Below are 22945 nucleotides of genomic sequence, written 5' to 3'. Positions count from 1 at the left end.
GGCTGCTGCTCGCCGGTTGAGCCATGGATTACTGGGTCAAGCCCGGTAATGACAAATCAAAAGTCATCGCGAGCCGCGTGAGCGGCGTGGCGATCCAGTCTTTCGGCTCCGCCAGACTGGATTGCTTCGGCTGCGCCTCGCAATGACGGGGTAACCAGCACTCCCAATAAAAAAGGCATGGTCGGGAGATCCCCGGCCATGCCTGTTTGTAATGCTCTCTCCGCTTAGTAGCGGTAATGATCGGGCTTGAACGGACCCTTATCCGTGACGCCGATATAGGCGGCCTGTTCGGTCGTGAGCTTGGTCAGCTTGACCCCAAGCTTGTCGAGATGCAGCGCCGCGACCTTTTCGTCGAGATGCTTCGGCAACACATAAACATTGTTGTCGTATTTGCTGCCATCAGCATAAAGTTCGATCTGCGCCAGCACCTGGTTGGTGAAGGAGGCCGACATCACAAAGCTTGGGTGGCCGGTGCCGCAACCGAGGTTCACGAGACGGCCCTTGGCCAGCACGATCAAGCGCTTGCCATCCGGGAACACCACTTCGTCGACCTGCGGCTTCACTTCTTCCCAGGCGTAGTTCTTAAGCCCGGCAATCTCGATTTCGCTGTCGAAATGGCCGATGTTGCAAACGATGGCGCGGTCCTTCATGGCCCGCATATGTTCGGCGGTGATGACGTCCTTGTTGCCGGTGGCGGTGACAAAAATGTCGGCGCGGCTGACCGCGTCCTCCATGGTCACCACTTCGTAACCTTCCATGGCCGCCTGCAGTGCGCAGATCGGATCGATTTCGGTCACGAGCACACGCGCGCCACCATTCCGGAGCGACGCTGCCGAGCCCTTGCCGACGTCGCCGTAACCGGCAACCACAGCCACTTTGCCTGCCAGCATGACGTCGGTGGCGCGGCGGATGCCGTCAACCAGACTTTCGCGGCAGCCATAGAGATTGTCGAATTTCGACTTGGTGACGCTGTCATTGACGTTGATGGCCGGGAACGGCAGACGGCCTTCCTTGGCCATGATGTAAAGACGGTGCACGCCGGTGGTGGTTTCTTCGGACACGCCTTTGATGGCATCACGGCATTTGGCCAGGAAGCCGGGCTTTTCCTTGTTCACACGGGCGATGAGCTTGAACAGAATTTCTTCTTCTTCATTGCCCGGCTTGGCGATGAGAGCGGGATTCTTTTCCGCTTCGGCGCCGAGAATGATCAGCACGGTGGCGTCGCCGCCATCGTCGAGAATCATGTTCGGCACGCCGCCATCGCCCCATTCGAAGATCTTGAGCACATAGTCCCAATATTCTTCAAGGCTTTCACCCTTATAGGCGAACACCGGGATGCCGGCAGCGGCAATGGCGGCAGCGGCCTGATCCTGGGTCGAGAAAATATTGCAGGACGACCAGCGCAGATCGGCGCCAAGATGCTTCAGGCTTTCGATCAGCACGGCGGTCTGAATGGTCATATGCAGGCAGCCGGCGATGCGCGCGCCTTTGAGTGGCTGTGCTGCGCCGAATTCGTCACGGACCGCCATGAGCCCGGGCATTTCGGTCTCGGCAATGGCGATTTCCTTGCGGCCCCAGCCAGCGAGCCCGATGTCGGCAATTTTGTAATCCGCAGTCGTCATGACAGTCGCTTCCTTTGTGCTTGCTGACGTAAACGGGAATATCTGGAGCCCATACAGGCCCCGACCCTGCGCCTTATAGCAAATAACGGCGGGGAAACTCAATCATAAAGAAATCTTTATATGTATATATGTGATTTCTTCAGGAACCGGTCGACTGCTGCTCAAGGTCACGGTTGAAGGCCGTGAGGGTGCGGGCGATGGCCCGGGCATCGGTCATGGCCATGATCTCGGTCGCGAGCCGGGTCACAACCGCACTGTCGAGCCCGCGAATGCGGCGTTTGATCCGTGGCAAAGCGAGCGGCACCATGGACAGTTCCCGCAGTCCAAGCCCGATCAGCAGGGCCGTATAACGGTCATCGCCCGCAATCTCGCCGCAAAGATTAACCGGGATTCCAGCCCGCTTCGCCGCCTCGGTCGAAAACTGGATCAGCCGCAGAACCGCCAGATGCAGGGGATCATAAAGATGCGCCACCTGTTCATTGCCGCGATCAATGGCCAGGGTATACATGGTGAGGTCATTGGTGCCGATCGAGAAAAAATCCGACACCTGGGCCAGCGCATCCGCCGCAAGGGCTGCGGCCGGAACTTCGATCATGACGCCAAGCGGCGGCAGTTTTTCGGGCAGATCCTCCCCCCGGCGCTTGAGCTTGCGCATCATGTCCACCAGAATCTCCCGCACCAGCATGACTTCTTCGCAGGTGGTGATCATCGGCAAAAGAATACGTACCGGGCCATGGCAAGCGGCGCGCAAAATGGCGCAAAGCTGATTTTCAAGCAAGCCGCGCATCTTAAGCGAAAAGCGAATGGCGCGCAGGCCAAGGGCTGGATTGGGGTCGCTCATCTTGATGTCGCCGAACTGGGGGGTCAGCTTGTCGGCGCCGACATCAAGCGTGCGCACCGTCAGCTCCGTCCCATTGAGGCCCTCAAGGATGGTGCGCAGAATCTCATATTGTTCGTCCTCTCCAGGCAGATCAGGGCGATTCATGAACAAAAATTCGCTGCGCAACAGGCCCACACCTTCGGCCCCCACGCCCATAAGCACGGCAAGTTCCGATGGTAGCTCCATATTGGCTTTGAGCGTCACCTTCTCGCCGTTCAGGGTCTCGGCCGGCAGATCACGCAAGGTGGCGAGATGCGCCGTTTCGGCGGCAAAGGCCGCCTGTTTCCCGGTGTAATGAGACAGCGTATCTTCGGTCGGATGGACGATAACCATCCCATTCTCGCCATCGATGATGACGAAATCGCCGGTTCGGATGTCTTCCACAAGCCCGGGCGCACCGAGCACGGACGGTAAACCCAGACTGCGCGCCATGATGGCCGTATGACCTTCGGCGCCGCCCTGCATGGCGGCAAATCCGCCAATGCGGCTCCGATCCATCATCAGGGCGGTATCGGCGGGGGTGATTTCATCGGCGATAATGACCGAGCCGGCCGGAACATGTTCGAATCCGCTCGCGGTCTTGCCCATCAGATTACGCAAAAGCCGGGTCCCGACCTCGCGCACATCGGTGATGCGGGCGGCGATATAGGGATCGTCAATGGCGCGAAAATCCTCCTCGATCTGATCGAGGCTTTGCACCACGGCAGCTTCGCTGTTGATGAATTCCGACCCAATAATGGCGCGCACACTGCGCGTCAGCCGCGAGCCTGCCAGCATATGATGATGCGCATCAAGGAGAATGCCGAATTCCTCGGCGGCAAGGCCGGTCAGTTGCACGGCTTTTTGCTGAAGAGTCTCCAGCTGCTGCTGCGCCTCGGCCACCGCCGCGCCGAAGCGGGCACATTCCGCCGCCACATCATCGGGAGCAATGACATATTCCGGGACCCTGAGCGCTCCGCGCTCGATCACATAGGCCGTGCCGAGGGCTGCGCCGTAGGAGACGCCAACGCCTTTGATACGTTGTTCACGCTGATTCTGTGCCGGAGTACGGGCCATTCGGGTCTCCCTGGACCTGCAAGGTCCGCAAGGAATGGATCAGGGATCACGCAGGCGGGTTACTCTTCGCCGAATTTTTCAACCACCAGCACCGCCAGCGCATCCATGGCACGCGCGGCTTGCGGACCTTCGGCCCGAATCAGAATCTGGTCGCCCGGCGCGGCCGCCAGCATCATCAACCCCATGATGGAGGTTGCGCAGACCTCAACGCCATCCTTGGCCACAGTTACCCGAGCTTCGAACTTTCCAGCCGTACTGACGAATTTAGCCGATGCCCGCGCATGCAGCCCACGCTTATTGGTGATCGTAAGCTTGCGTTCGAGGGCAGCCCCATGAACATTTTCCCCGTTGATCTCTGTCATTCACTCTCCCCTGCGAGCACCCGCGATGCCACATTGATATATTTGCGACCCGATTCCTGCGCAGCCGCGACCGCTTCGTCCAGAGTCGACTGATCGCGCACGGTGGCGAGCTTGATCAACATCGGCAGATTGATCCCGGCAATCACTTCCACCTTGCCATTGGTCATGACGGAAATGGCCAGATTCGACGGCGTGCCGCCGAACATATCGGTCAGGATGATGACCCCGTCGCCCTCCTCAACCTCGTTCACGGCATCGAGAATATCCTTCCGCCGCTGCTCCATATCGTCGTCCGGTCCGATGCAGATCGATTTGATCGCCCGTTGATGGCCGACCACATGTTCCGTGGCGGCGACAAATTCCTCAGCCAAACGGCCGTGAGTGACCAACACCATGCCGATCATAGGACGTCTCCCAGAACGGTGTCGGAGATTTCACGCGCGCGTTCCAATTCCCGATGTATCACGTTTACTCTGTATCCTTGCTCTATGAGCATCTGGCCCATGCGTTCCGTCAAAAGGACAGAACGATGGCGACCGCCCGTACAACCAAAGGCGATGGTAAGATAAGCTTTACCCTCCCGTTCATAGAGGGGCAACAGGGAGATCAACATCTCCTGCAACCTCTCCACGAATGGAGCATAGCTCGGATCGGCTTCCACATAGGCGGCGACCCCCGCATTGCGGCCGCTCATGGGGCGCAACTCCGGATCATAATGGGGATTGCGCAGGAACCGCACGTCAAACACAAGATCGGCGTCCCGTGGCAGGCCGCGCGGATAGGCGAAAGATGCCACCGTCACCATAAGACGGCTGCCGCCCGCCCCAGTGGTCTGCGTAAACCCTTGGGTAATCGACCGCTTCAGTTCATGCCCCGTGAGGTCGGTGGTGTCGAAAATATAATCGGCATGGCCCCGCACCACTTCCATGGTCTGGCGTTCGCGGGCGATGCCGTCACGCACCGGACGATCGACCGCCAGCGGATGACGCCGCCGAGTCTCGGTAAAGCGCCGCGCAAGCACATCATCGCTGCATTCCAGAAACAGCAAGGTGAGGTTGATGTGATCCCGATTCCGGAGCGCCGCAAGATCGGCCTCGAAGCGGTCGGCGCGAAAGGCGCGGGTGCGACTGTCGATGCCGACGGCAATGGCATTTGTCGGCTGATGATCCGGATTGTCATCGTCAAGCGACAGCAACGCCGGCAACAAGGCCAGCGGCAGATTGTCGATGGCCTCGAACCCGAGATCCTCGAAAGCCCGGAGCGCCGATGATTTCCCCGCCCCGGATAAGCCGGTCACGAGCACCACACGCACCTTGTCGGTTCGGACTTTCGAACCTTGAACCGGCTGATTCGCTGGCCCACGCTCCATAGACACTCTCCAAACCCCTGAAATAAGACCCTTTTTCAAAGGGTTCTCTTACCGGCGGCGATTCTTGCAGACCTCGGCAATAGCTGCAACTTTTGCCGCCGATGCCGCCAGAAACGGATCAAGCCCGTAAAGTGGCAGCTTGACCCCGGCGAGGGTAGCATAGCGCGCCTCGGGCAGGCGTTCGATCGAGCTATCGGCCATCAGATCGATGACCGCATGGATTTCAGCCACGGCCGTGGTCGGCACAGACAGAATCCCGACGCCGCGCAATTCCATGCGACCCCGGATATTTTCCGCCGCCATGGCGTAAAGCCGCCCGCCCTCACCCCGCAGCCAGACGTAATCATCGCCGATGAGCCGTCCCCCCGCCGCGATCACCCGCCAGGCGAGATCCGACTTGCCGCCGCCCGAGGGCGCGCGCAGCAACACGCCGGCTCCCTGCCACAACACCGCTGTTCCATGAAACAAAAGCGCGCCCGTCTTTTCGGGCATATTTTCGGGCATTTTGTTGGGCCTCCGCAGGTTGATCAAACAATGGGCAGGCGCACGATAAAACGTGCGCCACCACCCGGTGCATCAGATCCCCCCACATCCGTATCCGCACTTGCGTTCCGGCCGACCGCCCAGCCATCGCGTTTTGTCGCACGACGATTTTCTGCGAAAATTTCTCCGCCATGGGCCTCAACAATGCGTTTACATATGGCGAGCCCGAGACCGGAGTGCTTGCCAAAGCCCTCGCTCGAAGGCCGTTCCGAGTAAAAGCGATCGAAAATGGCCGCGATATTTTCCGGTGGAATTCCCGTCCCTTCATCCTCAACCAAGACTTCCGCCTCCAGACCGCGGCGGCGCAGGGTGATGGTCACCGGCTGTCCAGGCGGGCTGAAGCTGAAGGCATTGTCCACAAGATTGCGAATGACCTGCCCGAGCGTCGAATCGATTCCGGGAACCAGCATGGACTTCTGGCGTGGCTCCGACGGCAACACGAGCGTGAGCGGCGGCGTTCCGGGCTTCGCGGTGGCTTGATACACCTCCACAAGCTCCTTCAGCAGAATGACAAGATCCACAGGCTCCATATGGGCCCGCGACATCTGCGCATCAAGACGGCTGGCCGCCGATATATCCGTAATCAGGCGATTAAGGCGGGCCACATCGCTTTCCATGATGGCCATCAATTTTTCTTGATTGGCCGGGTCCTTGGTGCGCCCAAAGGTTTCAAGCGCCGACCTGAGCGACGTCAGCGGATTTTTGATCTCATGACTGACGTCGGCGGCAAAGGCTTCCACCGCGTCAAGCTGACGAAACAGCACCGCCGTCATATCCTGTAACGAATGCGACAACTCGCCAATTTCGTCATTGCGGTGGGTGAAATCGGGAATTTCCACATTGCGCCCGCGCCCCGGCCGTACCCGGTCGGCCGCTTCGGCCAAAAGCCTTATGGGCCGCGCGATGGTGCTGGCGAGGAAGGTCGACAGCAACAGCGTGACACCCAGCGAAATTCCGAAAATCTTCAGGATCTCAACACGTTCTTTGCGCACCATGCGGTCGATATCGGCAGTATCCTTCGACAGCAGCAGGCCGCCGAGCACCCGGCGCAACCGCTGCACCGGCACCGCCACGGTGATAATGGTCGCCCTCTGGTCCGTCACCCGCATGCGCACATCAGCGTCACCGCCAAGCGCCGCCATGACCTCCGGATATTGTTCTGCCTGCTGGTGCATGGATTCCGTGTAAAGCGGCAAATCATCCTTGGCGGCCAGGGAATCGACGCCGCTGTGGAACGCATTGGCGATCTTTTTCCACAAGGATTCCCAGGTGCCGATCGGCGGCAGTTTCTTGGTGACGATGAGATTGCCAACAGCCAGATCGCGGCTGTCGACCAGAAGATTGCCATTGACCGCGAACAGGCGGGCGCGGATTTCAGCCGGAACCACAAGACGGGCCAGAATCTGGTTTGCCCGCTCGACCTCAAGCGCCCGCGCCGCCGGACCGCTTGTGGCCGCCTCGCTCAGGGCGCCGGCGATGATCTCGCCCTCAATGCGGAGATTCTGGATACGGGCGTCGATCAGGCCCTGACGAAACTGATCAAGATAGAACACGCCGCCGACCAGAATGGCGAGCGCGATGGCATTGATCGCCAGAATTCGGCGCGTGAGGATGCTCTTCCCCGGTTTACGACGGGGTTCGGCGGCGCCACTCGGCCAAAAACGTAAAAGCTCCATACCAGACAGGATTCACTTCTGATCAGTTTTCGGTATACCGATAGCCGACACCATAGAGCGTTTCGATATTCTTGAAGCTGTCATCGACGGCCCGGAATTTCTTGCGCAAGCGCTTGATATGGCTGTCGATGGTGCGGTCATCCACATAAACATCGTCGGAATAGGCCATATCCATCAGCTGTTCACGGCTTTTCACATGGCCCGGGCGCTGCGCCAGCGCCTGCAGGATCAGAAATTCGGTCACGGTCAGATTGACCGGATGTTGATCCCATTCGCACAAATGCCGTACGGCATCGAGCCGGAGTTTGCCCCGCAGCATGAAGGCGTCTTCCTGAGCGCTGCCGTCGGCCGGGATCTGCGCGGCTTCGGCGCGCCGCAACACGGCGCGGATGCGCTCGATCAGCAGCCGCTGCGAGAACGGTTTGCGGATATAGTCGTCGGCCCCCATTTTGAGGCCCAGAACCTCGTCGATCTCGTCTTCCTTCGAGGTCAGAAAAATGACCGGAAAATCCTGATCCTGACGCAACCGGCGCAAAAGCTCCATGCCATCCATACGCGGCATCTTGATGTCAAACACCCCGAGATCGACCGGATTCTTACTCAGGGCCGCAAGCGCACTCGCCCCGTCCGTGAATTTTTCGACCGCGAATCCCTCGGCTTCCAAAGCCATGGCCACCGAGGTCAAAATGTTCTGATCATCGTCAACAAGAGCGATTTTGGGCATAAACGCCAGATCCCTTCGAACGCAGCAACCGGACATACTCAGTGGCAGATCGAACCATATCAACGGGCTGAGTATATAGTCACTCCGCCCGAAATCACCAAGGCAAACCGTCGTCCCCGGACGCAAAAAGAGCCCTTTGACGGGAGGGGGGGCGACCGGATATCCTTGACCCCGTTGGAGGACGGAGTCGGAATACGGCACCAGAATACCCCAGCGTCGAGAAGATATGGACAAACGGCGGGCTAAAAACTAGTGATAGGTCTGTTCAAAGCGAAAAGCATGCGGAAGCCTTATCTAAGAAACTCCGCGAACATTAAGGAACGGACATCGTGATTAACGTCGGGCCCTATATCAGCAAAAATGGCGTCGAGAAGCAGGGACTAAAGCCGCAGGCACAAGTCAACTGGAACCTTGGCACCGAAGCTCTTTATGAAGAAACGATTCGCCGCGGCGATGGCGTGATGGCGGAAGGCGGGGCTCTTGTGGTCCGCACCGGCCAGCATACCGGCCGCTCGGCAAACGACAAGTTCCTGGTCAAGGAACCCTCAAGCGACAGCAACATCTGGTGGGGCGCGGTCAACCGCCCGATCTCGGAAGCGCAGTTCGACGGCCTGCATCAAAAGATCCAGGCCTATCTCGACAGCAAGGAGCTGTTCGTCCAGGATCTCTGGGCCGGGGCCCAGGAAGACTATCGCCTGCCGGTTCGGGTCATCACCGAAAGCCCGTGGCACAGCCTGTTCATCCGCAACCTGCTGATCCTCCCGGGGCATGAGCATCTTGCCGGGTTCGATCCTGAATATGTCATTCTGCACGCGCCGAATTTCTTTGCCGATCCGGCAGTGGACGGCACCCGTTCGGAAACCGTGATCACCGCCCATTTCGGTAAAAAGATCGTGCTGATCGCCGGCACCTCCTATGCCGGGGAAATCAAGAAATCGGTGTTCACCATCCTCAATTACATTCTGCCCGCCAAGGGCGTGATGCCGATGCATTGCTCGGCCAATATCGGCAAGGATGGCGATACCGCCATTTTCTTCGGCCTGTCCGGCACCGGCAAGACCACGCTTTCGGCCGATCCGAGCCGCACGCTCATCGGCGACGACGAGCATGGCTGGTCGGACAACGCCGTGTTCAACTTCGAAGGCGGCTGCTACGCCAAGATGATCCGCCTCTCGGCCGAAGCCGAGCCGGAAATTTATGCCACCACCAAACGTTTCGGCACCGTGCTTGAAAACGTGGTCATGGACCCGGATACCCGCATCCTCGATCTCGACGACAGCCAGCATACCGAGAACACCCGTGGCGCCTATCCGATTGAGTTCATTCCGAACACGTCGGAAACCGGCATCGGCGCGCCGCCGAAGAACATCATCATGCTGACGGCTGACGCCTTCGGCGTGCTGCCGCCCATCGCCAAACTGACCCCTGAACAGGCCATGTATCACTTCCTGTCGGGTTATACCGCCAAAGTGGCCGGGACTGAAAAGGGCCTCGGCGCAGAACCGCAGGCGACCTTCTCGACCTGCTTCGGTGCGCCGTTCATGTCGCGTCATCCGTCGGTTTACGGCAATCTGCTGCGCGAAAAGATCGCCAAGCAGCATGTCAACTGCTGGCTGGTTAACACCGGCTGGACCGGCGGCGTCTATGGCGTTGGCTCGCGCATGCCGATCAAGGCGACCCGGGCCCTGCTCGCTGCCGCCCTTGACGGCTCGCTCGCCAGCGTGCCCATGCGCACGGACGAGAATTTCGGCTTCGAGGTTCCGGTCTCCGTACCGGGCGTCGACAGCAAGATCCTCAATCCGCGCGACACCTGGGCCGATGCTGCGGCCTATGACAAAAAAGCTCAGGAACTTGTTGGTCTCTTTATCGAGAACTTCAAGGAATTCGCCGATTACGTCGACGACGCCGTACGCGCCGCCGCCCCCTCGGCCGCCTGAACGCTCTGATTTGCAAGATGGAAAACCCCGGCGTGATCGTCGGGGTTTTCTTTTTTCCGCCGTCCGGGGCCCGACACCAATTGTCAGCCAGCATGGCAATCCCCATAATAGACGGTTGAGACTCTGCACTTGAGGTAACCATGTCACGTTCGAGAAGTTGGGGATTTCCGCGTTGGGGCGGGTACGGCGGAGAGACGCAGGCGCAAAAAACGCGAGGCTGCGACCATGCCGGCTGCACGCATCCCGGAGCGCATCCAGCCCCTAAATCCCGCAGTTCGGATGAGAAATACTGGTTCTGTCAGACCCACGCGGCGGAATATAACCGGTCCTGGAACTATTTCTCGGGCATGAGCTATGACGACATGATGCGCGCGGCCGAGGCCGAAGCGCGCACCGCTCAAAGCTATAAACAAACCGCCGCCTGGAGCTTTGCCGAAAGCGGCTCGCTCTGGACGCCTGAGGAACGGCGCGCCCTCGGCCTGCTCGGGCTTGAGGAAGAGGCGAGCGAAGACGAGATCAAAAGCCGCTACCGCCAACTCGCCAAACAGTTCCATCCCGACTCCAACCCGGGAGAGGCCGCCGCAGACGCCGCCGCCAAGTTCCATGTTATCCATCAGGCCTATGCTCTGTTGCGACGCAGCGATGTTCATAAGCGCCGGGCGTAAGATTCAGGGTCTGACGCTCGCCCTATGTGGCCTTCTGGCCGCCTGCGTGCCCGCGCCACCGCCCGGGTCTTACAGAACGCCCCAGTCACTCGACGACCGCATCTGGTCGGTGGCCGGGGAGCGCTTCGTCACCCCTGACACCCTGTTGCAGGCCATGACGGAGGCGCGTTTTGTGCTGCTGGGTGAAGTTCATGACAATCCGCGCCATCACGCCCTTGAGGCCTGGGCGATGCGGGCGCTCGTGGAAAAAAACCGCCGCTTTGCCCTTGTGGCCGAAATGATCAGTACCGACCAGGACAAGGCGCTTAAGCTTTTCTCCGAAACTCCGCGCGACAATGCCGCCACCCTCCGTCTGTTCCTCGACTGGGACAACAGCGGCTGGCCCGACTGGGCTGCCTATGAGCCGATTTTCACTGCGGCCGTGCGCGGCGGCGTGCCGATCATGGCTGGCAATCTCGACCGCACGCTGTTGCCGGCGCTTCATCGATCCGGCTCGGCCGCGTTTGATGATAAAACCCGCGCCGATCTCGCCTTGCCCGCAGCACTGCCCGAGGCCGTGGGCCCCGCGCTTCGTGACGCCATCCAGTCGAGCCATTGCGGCGCACTGCCCGAGCGGGTGGTGCAAGCCTTCGCCGAAATCCAGTTCGCCCGCGACGCCGAAATGACCCGGGCGCTGATGTCGACACCCGACAACGCCCTGCTGATCGCCGAGGCCGAGCATGTGCGGAAAGACCGCGCCGTGCCCTATCAGCTGCACCGCCTTGGTGCGCACGGCAGGGTCCTGAGCATCGCTTTTATGGAAACCCGGCCGGGACAGTCCAGCCCCACGGACTATGACATCGCGGCCTATGATTATGTCTGGTTCACCCCGGCCATCCCGCGCAACGACCCCTGCAAGCCAGCAGGCTAACTTGACAACCGCCCGGCAATCTGCGATCCCTGCGGCCGTTCCACTGGGGTGTCCTTCTCATGGGGAGAGGGACTGAGATTATACCCACCGAACCTGATCTGGCTAGCACCAGCGAAGGGAGAGGGACGCATGGCAGGCCGCCATTTGTCACCATTCGTGTTAAGGCCTGTCCTGTTCCGATCGGGGGCTCGACCCTCAGCGGTTATCGCTGAACATTCGGAGCCTGACGTCATGTCACAGACTTTCACCGGCCTCATCCTGGCCACAACCGCCTTTGCCGCACTCAGTACCCCAGCCCGCGCCGAACCGGACGCCGCAGCAGACCGCGTCACCACCCTTGAAAATATTCTGGTCACCGCGCGCGGACGCACCGAAGCCGCACTCCGCATCCCCGACAGCATCAGCGTGTTCGGGGCCGATACGCTGGTCACCCGCTCGCTTAAAACCATCGACGATGTGCTGACGGCGACGCCCGGCGTGTTCATGGTCAATGATCAGGACCCCGGCACCAATATCATCACCGTGCGCGGCGTCTCGACCGATCGTCTGCAAGCCCCGTCGGTGGCCTATGTGGTCGATGGCGTGCCCTTTGCCGATACCGAGTTCTTCACCACCCGGCTTTATGACCTCGAACGTGTGGAAATCCTCAAAGGGCCGCAGGGCGCGCTTTATGGCAAGAACGCCATTGGTGGCGTCATCAATGTGGCCACCAAAGCCCCAAGCGCCATCTGGACCGGCGACGGCGAAATCGGTTATGGCAACGGCAACACATTCACCGCCGAAGGCGGCGTCGGCGGGCCTATCGCCGGCGACAAGCTGACCTTCCGCCTCGCCGGTTCCTATTACGACAGCGACGGCTTTATCCATAACGACTATCTCGACAAAAACGTCGATTACTTCACCAGCCGCAACGCCCGCCTGCGCCTCGACGCCAAGCTCAGCGACAGCCTAAGCGCCGAACTCGGGCTTTCGGTCATGTCGGAAAAGGGTGGTGCTGCCTATGTGTCGTCAAACAATGTGACCGGGCCTTATGCCGGCCGTCTGTCGGGCGTGGCGCTCACCAACCCCATCGGCGATTTCGAAGGCAAGGCCGACCGCGAGTGGCAACGGGCAAGTCTCCGTCTCATCTGGGACCCGGCCTTCGGCGGCCAGGTGATTTCAACCAGCGCCTATGACAGCTATTCAAAGAACTTCGTCGAGGAACTGGATTACCGCCATGACAAACCGATCACCTTTGAAGGCGTGCCCTATTATCCGGACGGCATCCAGCCGGTGTCGCAACCGAAAGACATCCATGTCTGGACCCAGGAACTGCGCTATGTCTCGCCCGATGACCGGCGTCTACGCTGGATCGTCGGCGGCTTCCTGCAGGATGTGACCAATATCCGCGTCGATGATTTCGGCCCCCTGCTGTTCGGCGAAGAAGCCCCACGCTTCCGCACCCGATCAACCCAGCTGGCCGCCTTCGCGCAGGCGAGTTATGACCTGAGCGAGGCACTTGAGGCGACCGTCGCCCTCCGCTATGACCGCGACGACCGTCGAGTCCACGTGAGCGGGGTCGAGAGTGACGATTTCGTCGAACAGCGCAGCAAGACCTTCGATAATTTTCAGCCGAAGATTTCGCTATCCTACAAACTTGACGCCGACAGCCTGATTTATGCGACCTATGGCCAGGGCTTCAAGACCGGCGGCTTCAATCCGCTGCCGGGGCCGGGCGATACATTCACCGCGACCTTCAAACCCGAAAAAACACAGACAGTCGAAGCTGGGGCCAAGGCCGCATTTTTTGACGGCAGGCTCGTGACCACCGCCGCCGGCTATTACACCCGCTACAAGAATTTCCAGTATTTCGCTTTTGTCAGCGGACTTGATCTCGCCTTCAACGCGCCGCGCGTCGATGTGCTCGGGTTCGAACTCGCGGCCGTGGCCGAACTTGCACCGGGGCTTACGGTCAATGCCTCCTATGCGCTGACCGATGCGGAAATCAAAACCCTGGTCGCCCCCGATCCGATCACTGCCCTGCCCCATGATTACGCTGGCAACAAGACACCGAACAATGCGCGGTCGAACCTCGCCTTCGGGGTCGGCTACAGCATTCCGGTGAAACATGACGCGAATATCGTACTGCGCGCCGATTACACCCGCATCGGCAAGGTCTTTTACGAGATCAACAATGTGCTTTATGCCCCCGCCCATGACATGATCGACGCCCGCATCGCCTATGAGACGCCGCATTGGAGTTTCGCGCTTTGGGGCAAGAATCTGGCCGATGAACGCTGGGCCATCTCGGCCTTTGGTCAGGATCAGGTGGCCTTGCTTGCGGGGCTTGGGCCGAATGGTCCGTTCGACAGCTTCACGCTCAATCGCGGTCGCACCTATGGCGCAACCCTCGGCGCGAAATTCTAAGGGAACCTTGATGACAAAATTTTCCGACGATCTGTGGCACGGCATCGACGGTCTGTTGACCAAAATCCTTGACCTGCCGTTCAACCGCGACCTTGCGTCCGGGACCCTCGATGCGGATCGCTTCCGCTTTTATGTGATGCAGGATTCGCTCTATCTCAACAGCTATTCCCGGGCGCTGTCCGTGGCCTCGGCCAAGTCGCCGACCACAGAAGCCATGCTGTTTTTTGCCCAAAGCGCACAGGTCGCGCTTGAGGTCGAACGCGCGCTTCATGCGGGGTTCCTGCATCAGTTCGGGGTCAGCGACGCGGACCTTGCGGCCGCGCAGAAATCCCCGGCCTGCGCGGGCTACAGCAATTTCCTGCTGGCCACGGCGGCCACCGGATCCTATGAGGAACTGGTCGCGGCCATCCTGCCCTGTTTCTGGATCTATTGGCATGTGGGTCAGGAGATTGCGAAAATCTCCGCCCCGGATAATCCGTACCAGGCCTGGGTCGATACCTATAATGCCCCGGCCTTTGCCGATGCGGTCAAAGAGGCCATCGCCATCACCGACGCCACCGCCGCAGCCGCAAGCCCCGCCGAACGCCAGCGCATGGTGACGGCGTTCAACCTCTGTTCGGTCTATGAATGGATGTTCTGGGACAGCGCCTACCGGCAGGAACAGTGGCCGGTTACGGTCTGAGGGGATTAATCCCTCAGGATGTCATTGCCGGGCTTGACCCGGCAATGACACATAAGATGAGACCGCCCACGTGGGACTGTTCCCATCCGTCATCGCGAGCCGCGTAAGCGGCGTGGCGATCCAGACCCTTCATCAGTAAGACTGGATTGCTTCGGCTGCGCCTCGCAATGACGGGGAGTATTTCCTGTCTTCACCCCGGATCAGAACTTGTAATTGACGCCGCACCGGATATCCCGCCCCGGCATGGGCACCAGATCCTTGATGAAGGACGCGCTGTTGCGCGCATCGGCATTGGTCAGGTTCCTGCCCTGCAGGGACAGGGTCACGTTGCGGTCCGCAAAGGGATGATAATTGAAGCTCGCGTTGAGCAGGCTATAGCCATCGGTCGGCAATTCAAAATCGCCATGGCGATTCTGTTTGTCGACCAGCTGCATCTCCACCCGCACGTCATAACGATCGCCCTTGCCGGTGGCACCGAGGGTCAAGCGCTTCGGCGGAATGCGCGGCAGGGGCTCGCCCGTGGCCGTCAAGGTGGCGCGCACGAGATCGGCGGCCGCATCAAGGGTCAGCGAGAAGCCCTCGCGTTCGATGGCTTTGAACGCCAGCTCCAATTCCCCGCCATAAAATTTGGCGTTCGCTTGCGAGAACTGAAACACCGGCAGATCGTCGATCTCAGCACCAGTAGCCGCCTCATAAACAAAATTGCGGAACCAGGTGTGATAGAGCGAGAGCGAGCCCGTGACACGCCCCGCCTGTTTGCGCAAGACAACCTCGACCGTGGTCGCCGTTTCCTTGGTCAGATCGGGATTGCCGATCTCAAAGGCCCGCGTCGCGATGTGAGGGCCGTTTGAATAGAGTTCTTCCGCGTTCGGCGCACGCTCTGACCGTGACAGCGTGAACCCGGCGAGCCAGTTTTCGCTCAGATCATACGACGCGCCCGTGGACAAGCTGACCGTGTTGAACGCACGCTGAAGACCAAGAGTGGTAGCATTCACGGTCTGGCGTTCAAAGCGGCCGCCAAATTCGATATGAAGCGGGCTGAAATCCAGTTCCTCCACAGCGAAAATGCCGCGGTTGTTGGTCAGCGACGGCGGCGAAACCGCCTCCTCGCCAAAGGACGCGAAATCGCGCCGCGACGCCTGAACGCCCATGGCCCCCTTGAGCCGCCCGAACGGACTCTGCACCAGTTCAAGCCGTCCTTCCCAGCCCTTGTTGGTGAAGGTGGTGCCGACATTGTCGCCTTCAAGCTCCTGATGCTGATAATCGGCATAGCCGAAACGGATTTTCGTGCTGTCGAAAATCAGGAACGGCGTATCCAGTTGTCCCATCAGATCGAAGCGGTTCTGATGCATATCAATGCGCGCGGCTTCCTCGACCGGGATGCCGTAATTCATTTCCGTCCGCGCGAAGGAGACACCCAGAAACCCTTTATCCCCGACATAGGAGGCACCGATGGAGCCATCCTTGGTCTCGGCATCGCTGTTCCGCTGCTCGCCGTAGGGATCGTTGGCATCCGCTTCACCCGCTGCAGCTTCCTCGGCCCGCAGGAGCCTGGATTTGGCAAAGCCCGGGATATGGAAATCATTGGATTTGCGGTACGTGCCTTCGGCATGGACAGCAATATTGCCAAGACCAACGGTGGCCCCTGCCGCCAGAGCCCGTTCATCGGCATTGGTGCCATAGGTGCCCTGAACGATGCCTTCAATCCCGCCATCCGGTAATTTGCTTGGAATGCGGCCATCGAGAATATTAACCACACCGCCCACCGCCGAGCTTCCATAAAGCAGCGTCCCGGTGCCACGCAGAACCTCGATCCGTTCCGCCATGAGCGGCTCCGACGCCACCGCATGATCGGGACTGATGGAGGAGGCATCGATGGTGCCGATGCCGCCAATCAGCATCCGCACGCGATCGCCGCTCAAACCGCGAATGATGGGGCGGCTCGCGGTGGGGCCGAAATAGCTTGAACTGATGCCCGGCAAACCGGCCAGCGTCTCGCCAATGGAGCCCTGCATACGGCGTTCAAGGTCTTCGCCCGTGAGAATCGAATTGGCCTGCAAACTGTCGAGAGAGGACTGGCCATAAGGGCGGCCGGTGACCAGAATTTTTTCAACTTCATCGCCATGGGGCGGGGTGGAACTCGCGGCCGACTCAGCAAAAGCCGGACCGGCAAGGCACAACAAACTCACTATGGAAACACTTGTTACTCTCCGCCCCATGCGGCCATCTCCCATTCAAATCGGATCGTTGGCGCGCATACTGTAATAATATAACATTACAGTCAAGGCAGGGAATGCACGGACCGGCAAAAATACCGGCCTTGCTCAATCAGGCCGTGACGCCGGAATCGAGTGCATAATCCGCGGCAATAGCACGGATGCGTTCGACCATGGAGAACAGCCCGTTTGTGCGCATGGGCGACAAATGCGCTTCAAGGCCGAGTTTGGCGAGGATGGCGCGGGCGTCGATTTGCAGGACCTCAACCGGGGTCTTGCCGGAATAAATGCTGAGCAGAATGGCGACCAGCCCCTTGACGATATGGGCGTCGCTGTCCCCCTCCAGAAACAAATGACGGGGAGAGCCCTCAAGCCGGCTCGTCAGCCAGACCCGGCTGGTGCAGCCGCGCACGCGGTTATCCTCGGTCCGTTCGGCTTCGGGGAACGGCGTCAGCTCGCGCCCGAGATCGATGACAAAGCGGTAGCGATCCTCCCAATCATCGAAGAGCTCGAAATTTTCCAGAATGTCGTCGATCGCCATCATATGCCAAAGGTTCCTGCGCTTAAGCCCTCTCTCTAGTAAATGGGGCTCGGACCCTTTTTAGTAAAGACCTTGCTCGGAGTCGAGGGCGATGGCAGCCACGCCACGCCGGATCACAAACAGCAGCAGACCCACTTCGGTTTCCGTGGCCTCGATCAGATCATGGCCCGTCTCACGGCAGAAATGCGGGAAATCGAGCCCGGCCATGGGATCGGTTGCGTGCACCCGCAGGAGGCTGCCGGGAGCCATGGCCCGCAAGCGCTTGCCCGCTTTCAAAATCGGCAGGGGGCAACGCAGCCCTGTCACGTCAAGGTCTTCGATGGGGTCGATGAGGGGATCTGTCATACGCATTTCCACAGCATAGCAGCGCCATGACTGGCAAATCCAGCCCGCAAAATGCCTTGTCAGCTCCCGGGCCTTGGCTTAGATAACAGCCATCGCGCGTGCGGGGACGGCCCCGCCTGGAGATGCCCAAACTCCGGATTCACGCGCCTGGGCGGGGACGACCCTGTCAGCGGCTCGAACGCGGCCTTCTGTGCCCGAGCCTGAAGTGCGGAGCATGCCATGGCATGGGTCATTCTGTTCATCGCCGGACTGTTTGAAATCGGCTGGGCTATCGGCCTCAAATACACCGAAGGGTTCACGCGGCTGTGGCCCACGGTCTGGACCGGGGTATCGCTTGCCCTCAGCATGGGTCTTCTTGGGATCGCGTTGCGTGATTTGCCGCTTGGCACCGCTTACGCGGTCTGGACCGGCATCGGCGCCGTCGGCACGGCGGCGCTTGGCATTTACCTGTTCAATGAACCGGCCACGGTCGCACGGATTTTGTGCATTTCTCTGATCGTTTGCGGCATTCTCGGGCTGAAACTGGTGTCGTCCAGCGCCTGAGCGTCAGTCGTCCGCTCCGGCTCTCCATCCGGCCGGAGCGCGACACCAGCGAAAGAATTCAATGACATACCCGCCGGGATCAGCAATCAGGAAGCGCTCGGTCAGGCCTTTGCTGCCGATGCCGAGCGGCTGGACCAGACGCACGTCGTCCTGATCCCGCAAGCGCGCGTACCAATCGTCAAGATCCTGTGTTTCAAGGGCGATAAGGGAGCTTTTGCCCTGGACGGGAAGGGATTGCAAAAAGCCCTCCCGTGCGTCCACAAGGCCGATATAGTTGCCTGGCGTGAGCTCGAAGATCACCACCCAACCCTCGTCGAACCGCTTGGTCAGCCCGAGATGGCGTTCGTACCAGCTGACGCTGGCCGGAAGATCCTCATAATAATAAAATAATACAGCCCCATGGAAACGCGGAGCACAATCCGCCACCCTATCGGGGGTGCCACATTCATCCGTGGCGATCTGCCGCAGCATGCTGTCACTCGCAAACATTCTTTAAGCCACAACCACTATGGACCGAAACCACTCTGGCCGGGCCCGACGCTAAATCTCGATATTTTGTTCGATCCGCGCCAGTATGTCGACAAAAGTCTTAATCTCTTTCTTGGTCAGGCCCTGCAAGGCCAGTTCCTGATGGCGCAAGGCCGCAGGGGCTATGGCCTCAAAAGCGGCGATGCCCGTCTCGGTCAGCACAACCTCGGTCACCCGCGAATCCTCGGTGGAGGCGTTCCGCTGCACCAGACCATCCTGCTCAAGCTGCGCCACCACCCGACTCACGGTTGGTTGCTCCATCAACGTATGGTCGACGATCTCGCTCACGCTCATGGTGCCATAGGCTTTGAGCACACTGAGCGCACGCCATTGCGACGGGTTGATTTTCATGGCTTTGAGGCGCGTCAGCAGGCGCGCGTTCAACTTATTCGTTGCCCTATACATCAGATAGGGAATGAAAGTCCGCAGCCACTCATCTCCGGTGTTTCTGGTCGACACGATCAGCCTCTCTTGATCCTTCGGGATGCATGCATTCCGATTTTACAGCTTACATTTTACACCAGAAATTAGGATGAACTGGCGACCTAATCAGGTTAAGATATATGTATTCAAATGTATATCCATCAAATCCGTACAGTATCGCTATTTACACCTGAGGATCACCTGATTGAACTCATATCATACAATCATTTAATATATGTAAATACATGAATTTTTGTATATACTATGCTGAAGAGAATCACCCATAGATCTCAGGCCCTGGACCTCAAGACACTGGAAAGTCCGCTGCTCATGATTGACAATTTCACTGCCTTGCGCCGGAAATTTCCCGTTCTCGCCAAAAAGACCTATGTGAACAGCGGCTCTTACGCGGCGCTGTCGCTTGATGTGAAGGCAGCCTTTGAGGCCTATCTCGACGGCCGCCTGGCCGAAGGCGCCGCCTGGGATCACTGGGCCGGGATCAACGAATCGGTGCGGGCGGCGATGGCCAACCTGCTTAAGGTGACGGCGGACGAAGTGGCGGTGACCACCTCGGCCTCGGCCGGAATCAACGCCCTGGCTAGTGCGATGGATTTCTCCGGCCCGCGCAACAAGGTGGTGATCAGCGATTTCGAATTTCCGACCAATGCCCAGATCTGGCACGCCCAAAGCAAGCGTGGAGCCGAGATCCTCCATGTGCCGGTCGATGCCGAAGGATATATTCCCCTCGACCATTTCCGCGCCGCCATTGACGAGCACACCGCCCTCGTGGCCGTGACCCATGTCTGCTATCGGAACGGCGCCAAACTCGACATCAAGGGGATTGCCCGCATCGCCCATGAAAAGGGCGCGCGCCTGCTGGTCGATTGTTATCAGTCGGTCGGCACCGAATGCCTGGACATGAAGGCACTGGATGTGGATTTCGCCGTCGGTGGCATGCTCAAATACCTGCTCGGCACCGCCGGGATCAGCTTCATGTATGTGCGGGACGAGCTTATCCCGGGCCTTGTGCCGACCACATCCGGCTGGTTTGCCCAGGCCGATATCGGCGCCATGAATATCAAAGCCAATCATCCATCGCCGACCGCCCGCCGTTTCGAAGCCGGAACGCCGCCCGTGGTCAATTGCTATGCCGCCGAAGCCGGGCTCAAGATCGTCCAGGATGTGGGCCTGCCCGCCATCGAACAGCATGTGCGGGCACTCTCCCGCTATTATCTCGATCGCCTCGCCGCCGAAGGCTTCATCACCGCGACCCCGACGGATGATGCCCGGCGCGGCCCCATGGTGGCGGTGCGCGCGAAAGACGACACAGCCCTCGTCGCCCGGCTTGCCGCCCGCGACATCGTTACCTCCTCTCGTGACGGCAATATGCGCGCCTCGTTCCATTTCTATAACAATGAGGAAGATGTGGAAGCGCTGATAGCCGGTCTTAAAGCCAATCGCGAGCTGTTGCTCTGAGCGAAAACCAGTTTGTCCGCCAAAAACTAAAAGCCGCCGGAACCTTAAAGATTCCGGCGGCTCATTTTTTTTGCAGGCCTCAGTAATTGATGCTCGGATTGTCGCCGGGATAGATCACCCCGGCCACATCCATGCCATGCTCGTCGGTGGCCTCGAACGAATGACGCACCTTGCGCGGCAGGAAGATCACGTCCCCGGCCTTGACGTTGGTCTTCAGGCTATCGGTCCAGAAGCAGCCCTTGCCGGTCAGCACGATCAGTGATTCCTCATAAAGATGACGATGAGGTTCGGCCTTTGAAAACGGAATATGCCCGATGAACTGGGTCGCCACAGTCGAGCCGATGGTCTTGTCCACCAGCATCTGGAAAAAACGCGCGGCCATGGAATGCCGCTTTTCCGGATCGACGCTGATCACGCGCTGCGGCCAATCGGCTTCGAACGTGGATGACGGCTGTTCGGTGAACATCATTTCGGGCGCTGCGGGGCAGGCCGATATAAAGGTCTTGAGCGCCGCATCCGCCGACTGGATCACGAAGCTTTCCCCCGGCCGCACATAGATGCCGTCGGTGGCGTTGACGTCGAAGCTTTGACCGCCGATCACCACCTGGCCGCTGCCTTCGGAAATCAACAACACCACATGGCGATCGCCAAAGCTCATGACCGGAGACAGGCCGCTTTCGAGTTCTGCATAAAACTGCGACTGATATTGCGCGCCCTGGGCTTCGGAAATCACCACCGTATGGCGCAGATTTCCCTCACTTTGATAATCGGCGTCCGTGGTTGAAAACACATAGCAGCCGCCATCCAGCATCTTGCGCGCCGCATCCATCTCGGTGACAAGCGGGATCAACAGATTTTCTGGGCTGTTCGGATCGTCATCGCGGTAACCGCCGAGAATATTGTTATGGGCGCCATCGCAAAACGGCCCGGTGCCGGTCTGCTTGCAGCCGCAAAACAGCACTTCCTCGCCATCATACTGACCTACATAGGTAACCGGCTCAAAGGCGGTGCCGACATGGGAATAATCGCAAAACGGCTGACGCTTCGACTGGCCGCAGCTGCACCAGAGATAACTCCGCCCTTTTTTCAGTTCCTTGTAAAAGGGCTTGGTTTTGGCTACGACGGGGGCATTCATGATGACAGAGTCTCCTTGGAATATTTTACAGATGGTGGCCCGGCCAGGGGCTGCTGTACAGTTCACATTTAGGGTGTTCACCCTAAGCCGAGCGCCCGAATTTTGATCTTGTTCGACTGGTAGAGAGTGACTCCATGGCAACGGCGGAAGCGCAAACGCGGATCATCGAAACAGCAGTCTCCCTGTTCAACGCAGAAGGCGTCAAGGCCGTCTCCGTTAATCGCATCGCCGCCGCTTGTGGCATCAGCCGCGGTCATCTGCATTATCATTTCCGCACCAAGGAAGATCTGATCGCCACGATCTTTGAGCGCCTGGCCCAGGAAGCCGCCGAAGACGCCGGCAAGGATCTGCACCAGCCGACGCTCGCCCATATGCGCGTGATGTTCGAACGCTATACGCAACTGGTCTGGCGCTATCGGTTTTTCTTCCGCGAACTGACCGCCCTCACCAACCGCGACCCGCTGCTGTGTCAGAGATATTTTGAAAATCGCATCCGCCGCCTGGCGGAATTGGAGACATTTTTCCGCACACTCGTGGCCTCCGGCCTGCTGCGTGCCCCCGTACCACCCGCAACCATTCCGGCCCTGGTGCACCTCAGCTGGATCGTCTGCGACAATTGGCTGGCGTTTTCCGAAGCCGGTGGCGATCCGTTAGATGCCACACGTCTCGGTGAAGGCTACGATCTCATCATGGCCCTCTTCGCACCCTATATCGTCGCCCCATAACGCCCCGTCCCGCGGAAGACTGGATCGCCGCGGCGCTCTGCGCCTCGCGATGACGTCGAGAAACGCTGTGCCGCCAACCAAACCCCGTCATTGCGAGCGACCGGAGGGAGCGTGGCAATCCAGAAACTCGCACCCCGCCCAGACTGGATCGCCATGACAGAATAAAAAAGGGAGGCATAAA

The 22945-nt window shown here is 59.4% G+C and carries 22 protein-coding genes and 1 riboswitch; of the genes, 8 read left to right on the top strand and 14 right to left on the bottom strand.

All coding sequences use genetic code 11. The features are described 5' to 3' along the window. Positions 1-224: 224 nt before the first annotated feature. The 8 genes from ahcY to NYP16_RS11380 all read right to left on the bottom strand — a co-directional run bounded on the left by ahcY (position 225) and on the right by NYP16_RS11380 (position 8232). Positions 225-1622 (bottom strand): adenosylhomocysteinase, encoded by a 1398-nt coding sequence (gene ahcY / locus NYP16_RS11415; RefSeq protein WP_274944275.1) that lies wholly within the window; start codon positions 1620-1622, stop codon positions 225-227. 139 nt (positions 1623-1761) lie between these two features. After that, positions 1762-3558: a phosphoenolpyruvate--protein phosphotransferase gene (ptsP, locus tag NYP16_RS11410; RefSeq protein WP_274944274.1), complete on the bottom strand. Its 1797-nt coding sequence runs from the start codon at positions 3556-3558 to the stop codon at positions 1762-1764. A 59-nt stretch (positions 3559-3617) separates the two neighbouring features. Next, entirely contained in the window at positions 3618-3920 is a 303-nt protein-coding gene (locus tag NYP16_RS11405; protein WP_274944273.1) for an HPr family phosphocarrier protein, read from the bottom strand. Further along, on the bottom strand, positions 3917-4324 hold the full coding sequence (locus NYP16_RS11400; protein ID WP_274944272.1) for a PTS sugar transporter subunit IIA: 408 nt from the start codon (positions 4322-4324) through the stop codon (positions 3917-3919). Before NYP16_RS11400 ends, NYP16_RS11405 begins: the two co-directional genes overlap by 4 nt. Next, the gene (gene rapZ / locus NYP16_RS11395; RefSeq protein ID WP_274944271.1) at positions 4321-5289 is read right to left on the bottom strand and encodes an RNase adapter RapZ; all 969 of its coding nucleotides are present in this window, start codon (positions 5287-5289) and stop codon (positions 4321-4323) included. Before rapZ ends, NYP16_RS11400 begins: the two co-directional genes overlap by 4 nt. A gap of 48 nt (positions 5290-5337) precedes the next feature. Then, positions 5338-5793, bottom strand: a complete 456-nt coding sequence (locus tag NYP16_RS11390; RefSeq protein WP_274944270.1) for an HPr kinase/phosphorylase — start codon at positions 5791-5793, stop codon at positions 5338-5340. 23 nt (positions 5794-5816) lie between these two features. Further along, positions 5817-7508 carry a sensor histidine kinase gene (locus tag NYP16_RS11385; protein WP_274944269.1) on the bottom strand — a complete coding sequence of 564 codons (1692 nt, stop codon included), beginning with the start codon at positions 7506-7508 and terminating at the stop codon, positions 5817-5819. A 22-nt stretch (positions 7509-7530) separates the two neighbouring features. After that, the gene (locus NYP16_RS11380; RefSeq protein ID WP_274944268.1) at positions 7531-8232 is read right to left on the bottom strand and encodes a response regulator transcription factor; all 702 of its coding nucleotides are present in this window, start codon (positions 8230-8232) and stop codon (positions 7531-7533) included. A 329-nt stretch (positions 8233-8561) separates the two neighbouring features. Between NYP16_RS11380 and NYP16_RS11375 the strand changes: the two genes are divergently transcribed. The 5 genes from NYP16_RS11375 (at position 8562) to tenA (ending at position 14832) form a co-directional block, all read left to right on the top strand. Continuing rightward, positions 8562-10169, top strand: coding sequence for a phosphoenolpyruvate carboxykinase (locus NYP16_RS11375; protein WP_274944267.1), 1608 nt, complete (start codon positions 8562-8564; stop codon positions 10167-10169). Between the two features lie 140 nt (positions 10170-10309). Further along, positions 10310-10834, top strand: a complete 525-nt coding sequence (locus tag NYP16_RS11370) for a J domain-containing protein (RefSeq protein ID WP_274944266.1) — start codon at positions 10310-10312, stop codon at positions 10832-10834. Then, positions 10812-11744 (top strand): ChaN family lipoprotein, encoded by a 933-nt coding sequence (locus tag NYP16_RS11365; protein WP_274944265.1) that lies wholly within the window; start codon positions 10812-10814, stop codon positions 11742-11744. Before NYP16_RS11370 ends, NYP16_RS11365 begins: the two co-directional genes overlap by 23 nt. A 34-nt stretch (positions 11745-11778) precedes the next feature. Continuing rightward, positions 11779-11881: riboswitch (TPP riboswitch) on the top strand. 94 nt (positions 11882-11975) lie between these two features. Beyond that, positions 11976-14150: a TonB-dependent receptor gene (locus NYP16_RS11360; protein ID WP_274944264.1), complete on the top strand. Its 2175-nt coding sequence runs from the start codon at positions 11976-11978 to the stop codon at positions 14148-14150. Positions 14151-14160: 10 nt separating this feature from the next. Continuing rightward, positions 14161-14832, top strand: a complete 672-nt coding sequence (gene tenA / locus NYP16_RS11355; RefSeq protein WP_274944263.1) for a thiaminase II — start codon at positions 14161-14163, stop codon at positions 14830-14832. A 200-nt stretch (positions 14833-15032) separates the two neighbouring features. Here tenA and NYP16_RS11350 read toward each other — a convergent pair whose 3' ends face one another. The 3 genes from NYP16_RS11350 to NYP16_RS11340 form a co-directional block, all read right to left on the bottom strand. After that, a complete protein-coding gene (locus NYP16_RS11350) occupies positions 15033-17051 on the bottom strand; it encodes a TonB-dependent receptor (RefSeq protein ID WP_274944262.1) in 2019 nt (672 codons plus the stop codon). Between the two features lie 109 nt (positions 17052-17160). After that, the gene (locus NYP16_RS11345; RefSeq protein WP_274944261.1) at positions 17161-17592 is read right to left on the bottom strand and encodes a SufE family protein; all 432 of its coding nucleotides are present in this window, start codon (positions 17590-17592) and stop codon (positions 17161-17163) included. A gap of 57 nt (positions 17593-17649) precedes the next feature. Beyond that, positions 17650-17934: a sulfurtransferase TusA family protein gene (locus tag NYP16_RS11340; RefSeq protein ID WP_274944260.1), complete on the bottom strand. Its 285-nt coding sequence runs from the start codon at positions 17932-17934 to the stop codon at positions 17650-17652. Between the two features lie 219 nt (positions 17935-18153). Here NYP16_RS11340 and sugE point away from each other — a divergent pair, with 219 nt between their 5' ends. Then, complete coding sequence (gene sugE / locus NYP16_RS11335; protein ID WP_274944259.1) at positions 18154-18477, top strand: quaternary ammonium compound efflux SMR transporter SugE; 324 nt, start codon at positions 18154-18156, stop codon at positions 18475-18477. Between the two features lie 3 nt (positions 18478-18480). Here sugE and NYP16_RS11330 read toward each other — a convergent pair whose 3' ends face one another. Then, a complete protein-coding gene (locus tag NYP16_RS11330; RefSeq protein ID WP_274944258.1) occupies positions 18481-18966 on the bottom strand; it encodes a VOC family protein in 486 nt (161 codons plus the stop codon). Between the two features lie 51 nt (positions 18967-19017). Continuing rightward, positions 19018-19464, bottom strand: coding sequence for a MarR family winged helix-turn-helix transcriptional regulator (locus NYP16_RS11325; protein ID WP_274944257.1), 447 nt, complete (start codon positions 19462-19464; stop codon positions 19018-19020). A gap of 294 nt (positions 19465-19758) precedes the next feature. Here NYP16_RS11325 and NYP16_RS11320 point away from each other — a divergent pair, with 294 nt between their 5' ends. Beyond that, the gene (locus NYP16_RS11320; RefSeq protein ID WP_274944256.1) at positions 19759-20904 is read left to right on the top strand and encodes an aminotransferase class V-fold PLP-dependent enzyme; all 1146 of its coding nucleotides are present in this window, start codon (positions 19759-19761) and stop codon (positions 20902-20904) included. 79 nt (positions 20905-20983) lie between these two features. On the opposite strand, the gene NYP16_RS11315 is transcribed toward NYP16_RS11320, so the two are convergent. After that, positions 20984-22039, bottom strand: a complete 1056-nt coding sequence (locus tag NYP16_RS11315; protein WP_274944255.1) for a CDGSH iron-sulfur domain-containing protein — start codon at positions 22037-22039, stop codon at positions 20984-20986. 134 nt (positions 22040-22173) lie between these two features. On the opposite strand from NYP16_RS11315, the gene NYP16_RS11310 reads away from it, so the two are divergent. Further along, positions 22174-22764 carry a TetR/AcrR family transcriptional regulator gene (locus NYP16_RS11310; RefSeq protein ID WP_274944254.1) on the top strand — a complete coding sequence of 197 codons (591 nt, stop codon included), beginning with the start codon at positions 22174-22176 and terminating at the stop codon, positions 22762-22764. Positions 22765-22945 lie beyond the last annotated feature (181 nt).

This window comes from Govania unica, assembly GCF_027920805.1.
In the GTDB taxonomy this organism is placed as follows: Bacteria; Pseudomonadota; Alphaproteobacteria; order Sphingomonadales; family Govanellaceae; genus Govanella; species Govanella unica.
This window is presented reverse-complemented; position numbering and strand designations above follow the sequence as displayed.

Bases quoted from the DNA above. Each gene is read 5' to 3' on its own strand.
- ahcY (WP_274944275.1), bottom strand. From the start codon at position 1,622: ATGACGACTGCGGATTACAAAATTGCCGACATCGGGCTCGCTGGCTGG.
- ptsP (WP_274944274.1), bottom strand. From the start codon at position 3,558: ATGGCCCGTACTCCGGCACAGAATCAGCGTGAACAACGTATCAAAGGC.
- NYP16_RS11405 (WP_274944273.1), bottom strand. From the start codon at position 3,920: ATGACAGAGATCAACGGGGAAAATGTTCATGGGGCTGCCCTCGAACGC.
- NYP16_RS11400 (WP_274944272.1), bottom strand. From the start codon at position 4,324: ATGATCGGCATGGTGTTGGTCACTCACGGCCGTTTGGCTGAGGAATTT.
- rapZ (WP_274944271.1), bottom strand. From the start codon at position 5,289: ATGGAGCGTGGGCCAGCGAATCAGCCGGTTCAAGGTTCGAAAGTCCGA.
- NYP16_RS11390 (WP_274944270.1), bottom strand. From the start codon at position 5,793: ATGCCCGAAAATATGCCCGAAAAGACGGGCGCGCTTTTGTTTCATGGA.
- NYP16_RS11385 (WP_274944269.1), bottom strand. From the start codon at position 7,508: ATGGAGCTTTTACGTTTTTGGCCGAGTGGCGCCGCCGAACCCCGTCGT.
- NYP16_RS11380 (WP_274944268.1), bottom strand. From the start codon at position 8,232: ATGCCCAAAATCGCTCTTGTTGACGATGATCAGAACATTTTGACCTCG.
- NYP16_RS11370 (WP_274944266.1), top strand. From the start codon at position 10,310: ATGTCACGTTCGAGAAGTTGGGGATTTCCGCGTTGGGGCGGGTACGGC.
- NYP16_RS11365 (WP_274944265.1), top strand. From the start codon at position 10,812: ATGTTCATAAGCGCCGGGCGTAAGATTCAGGGTCTGACGCTCGCCCTA.
- NYP16_RS11360 (WP_274944264.1), top strand. From the start codon at position 11,976: ATGTCACAGACTTTCACCGGCCTCATCCTGGCCACAACCGCCTTTGCC.
- tenA (WP_274944263.1), top strand. From the start codon at position 14,161: ATGACAAAATTTTCCGACGATCTGTGGCACGGCATCGACGGTCTGTTG.
- NYP16_RS11350 (WP_274944262.1), bottom strand. From the start codon at position 17,051: ATGGGGCGGAGAGTAACAAGTGTTTCCATAGTGAGTTTGTTGTGCCTT.
- NYP16_RS11345 (WP_274944261.1), bottom strand. From the start codon at position 17,592: ATGATGGCGATCGACGACATTCTGGAAAATTTCGAGCTCTTCGATGAT.
- NYP16_RS11340 (WP_274944260.1), bottom strand. From the start codon at position 17,934: ATGACAGATCCCCTCATCGACCCCATCGAAGACCTTGACGTGACAGGG.
- sugE (WP_274944259.1), top strand. From the start codon at position 18,154: ATGGCATGGGTCATTCTGTTCATCGCCGGACTGTTTGAAATCGGCTGG.
- NYP16_RS11330 (WP_274944258.1), bottom strand. From the start codon at position 18,966: ATGTTTGCGAGTGACAGCATGCTGCGGCAGATCGCCACGGATGAATGT.
- NYP16_RS11320 (WP_274944256.1), top strand. From the start codon at position 19,759: ATGATTGACAATTTCACTGCCTTGCGCCGGAAATTTCCCGTTCTCGCC.
- NYP16_RS11315 (WP_274944255.1), bottom strand. From the start codon at position 22,039: ATGAATGCCCCCGTCGTAGCCAAAACCAAGCCCTTTTACAAGGAACTG.
- NYP16_RS11310 (WP_274944254.1), top strand. From the start codon at position 22,174: ATGGCAACGGCGGAAGCGCAAACGCGGATCATCGAAACAGCAGTCTCC.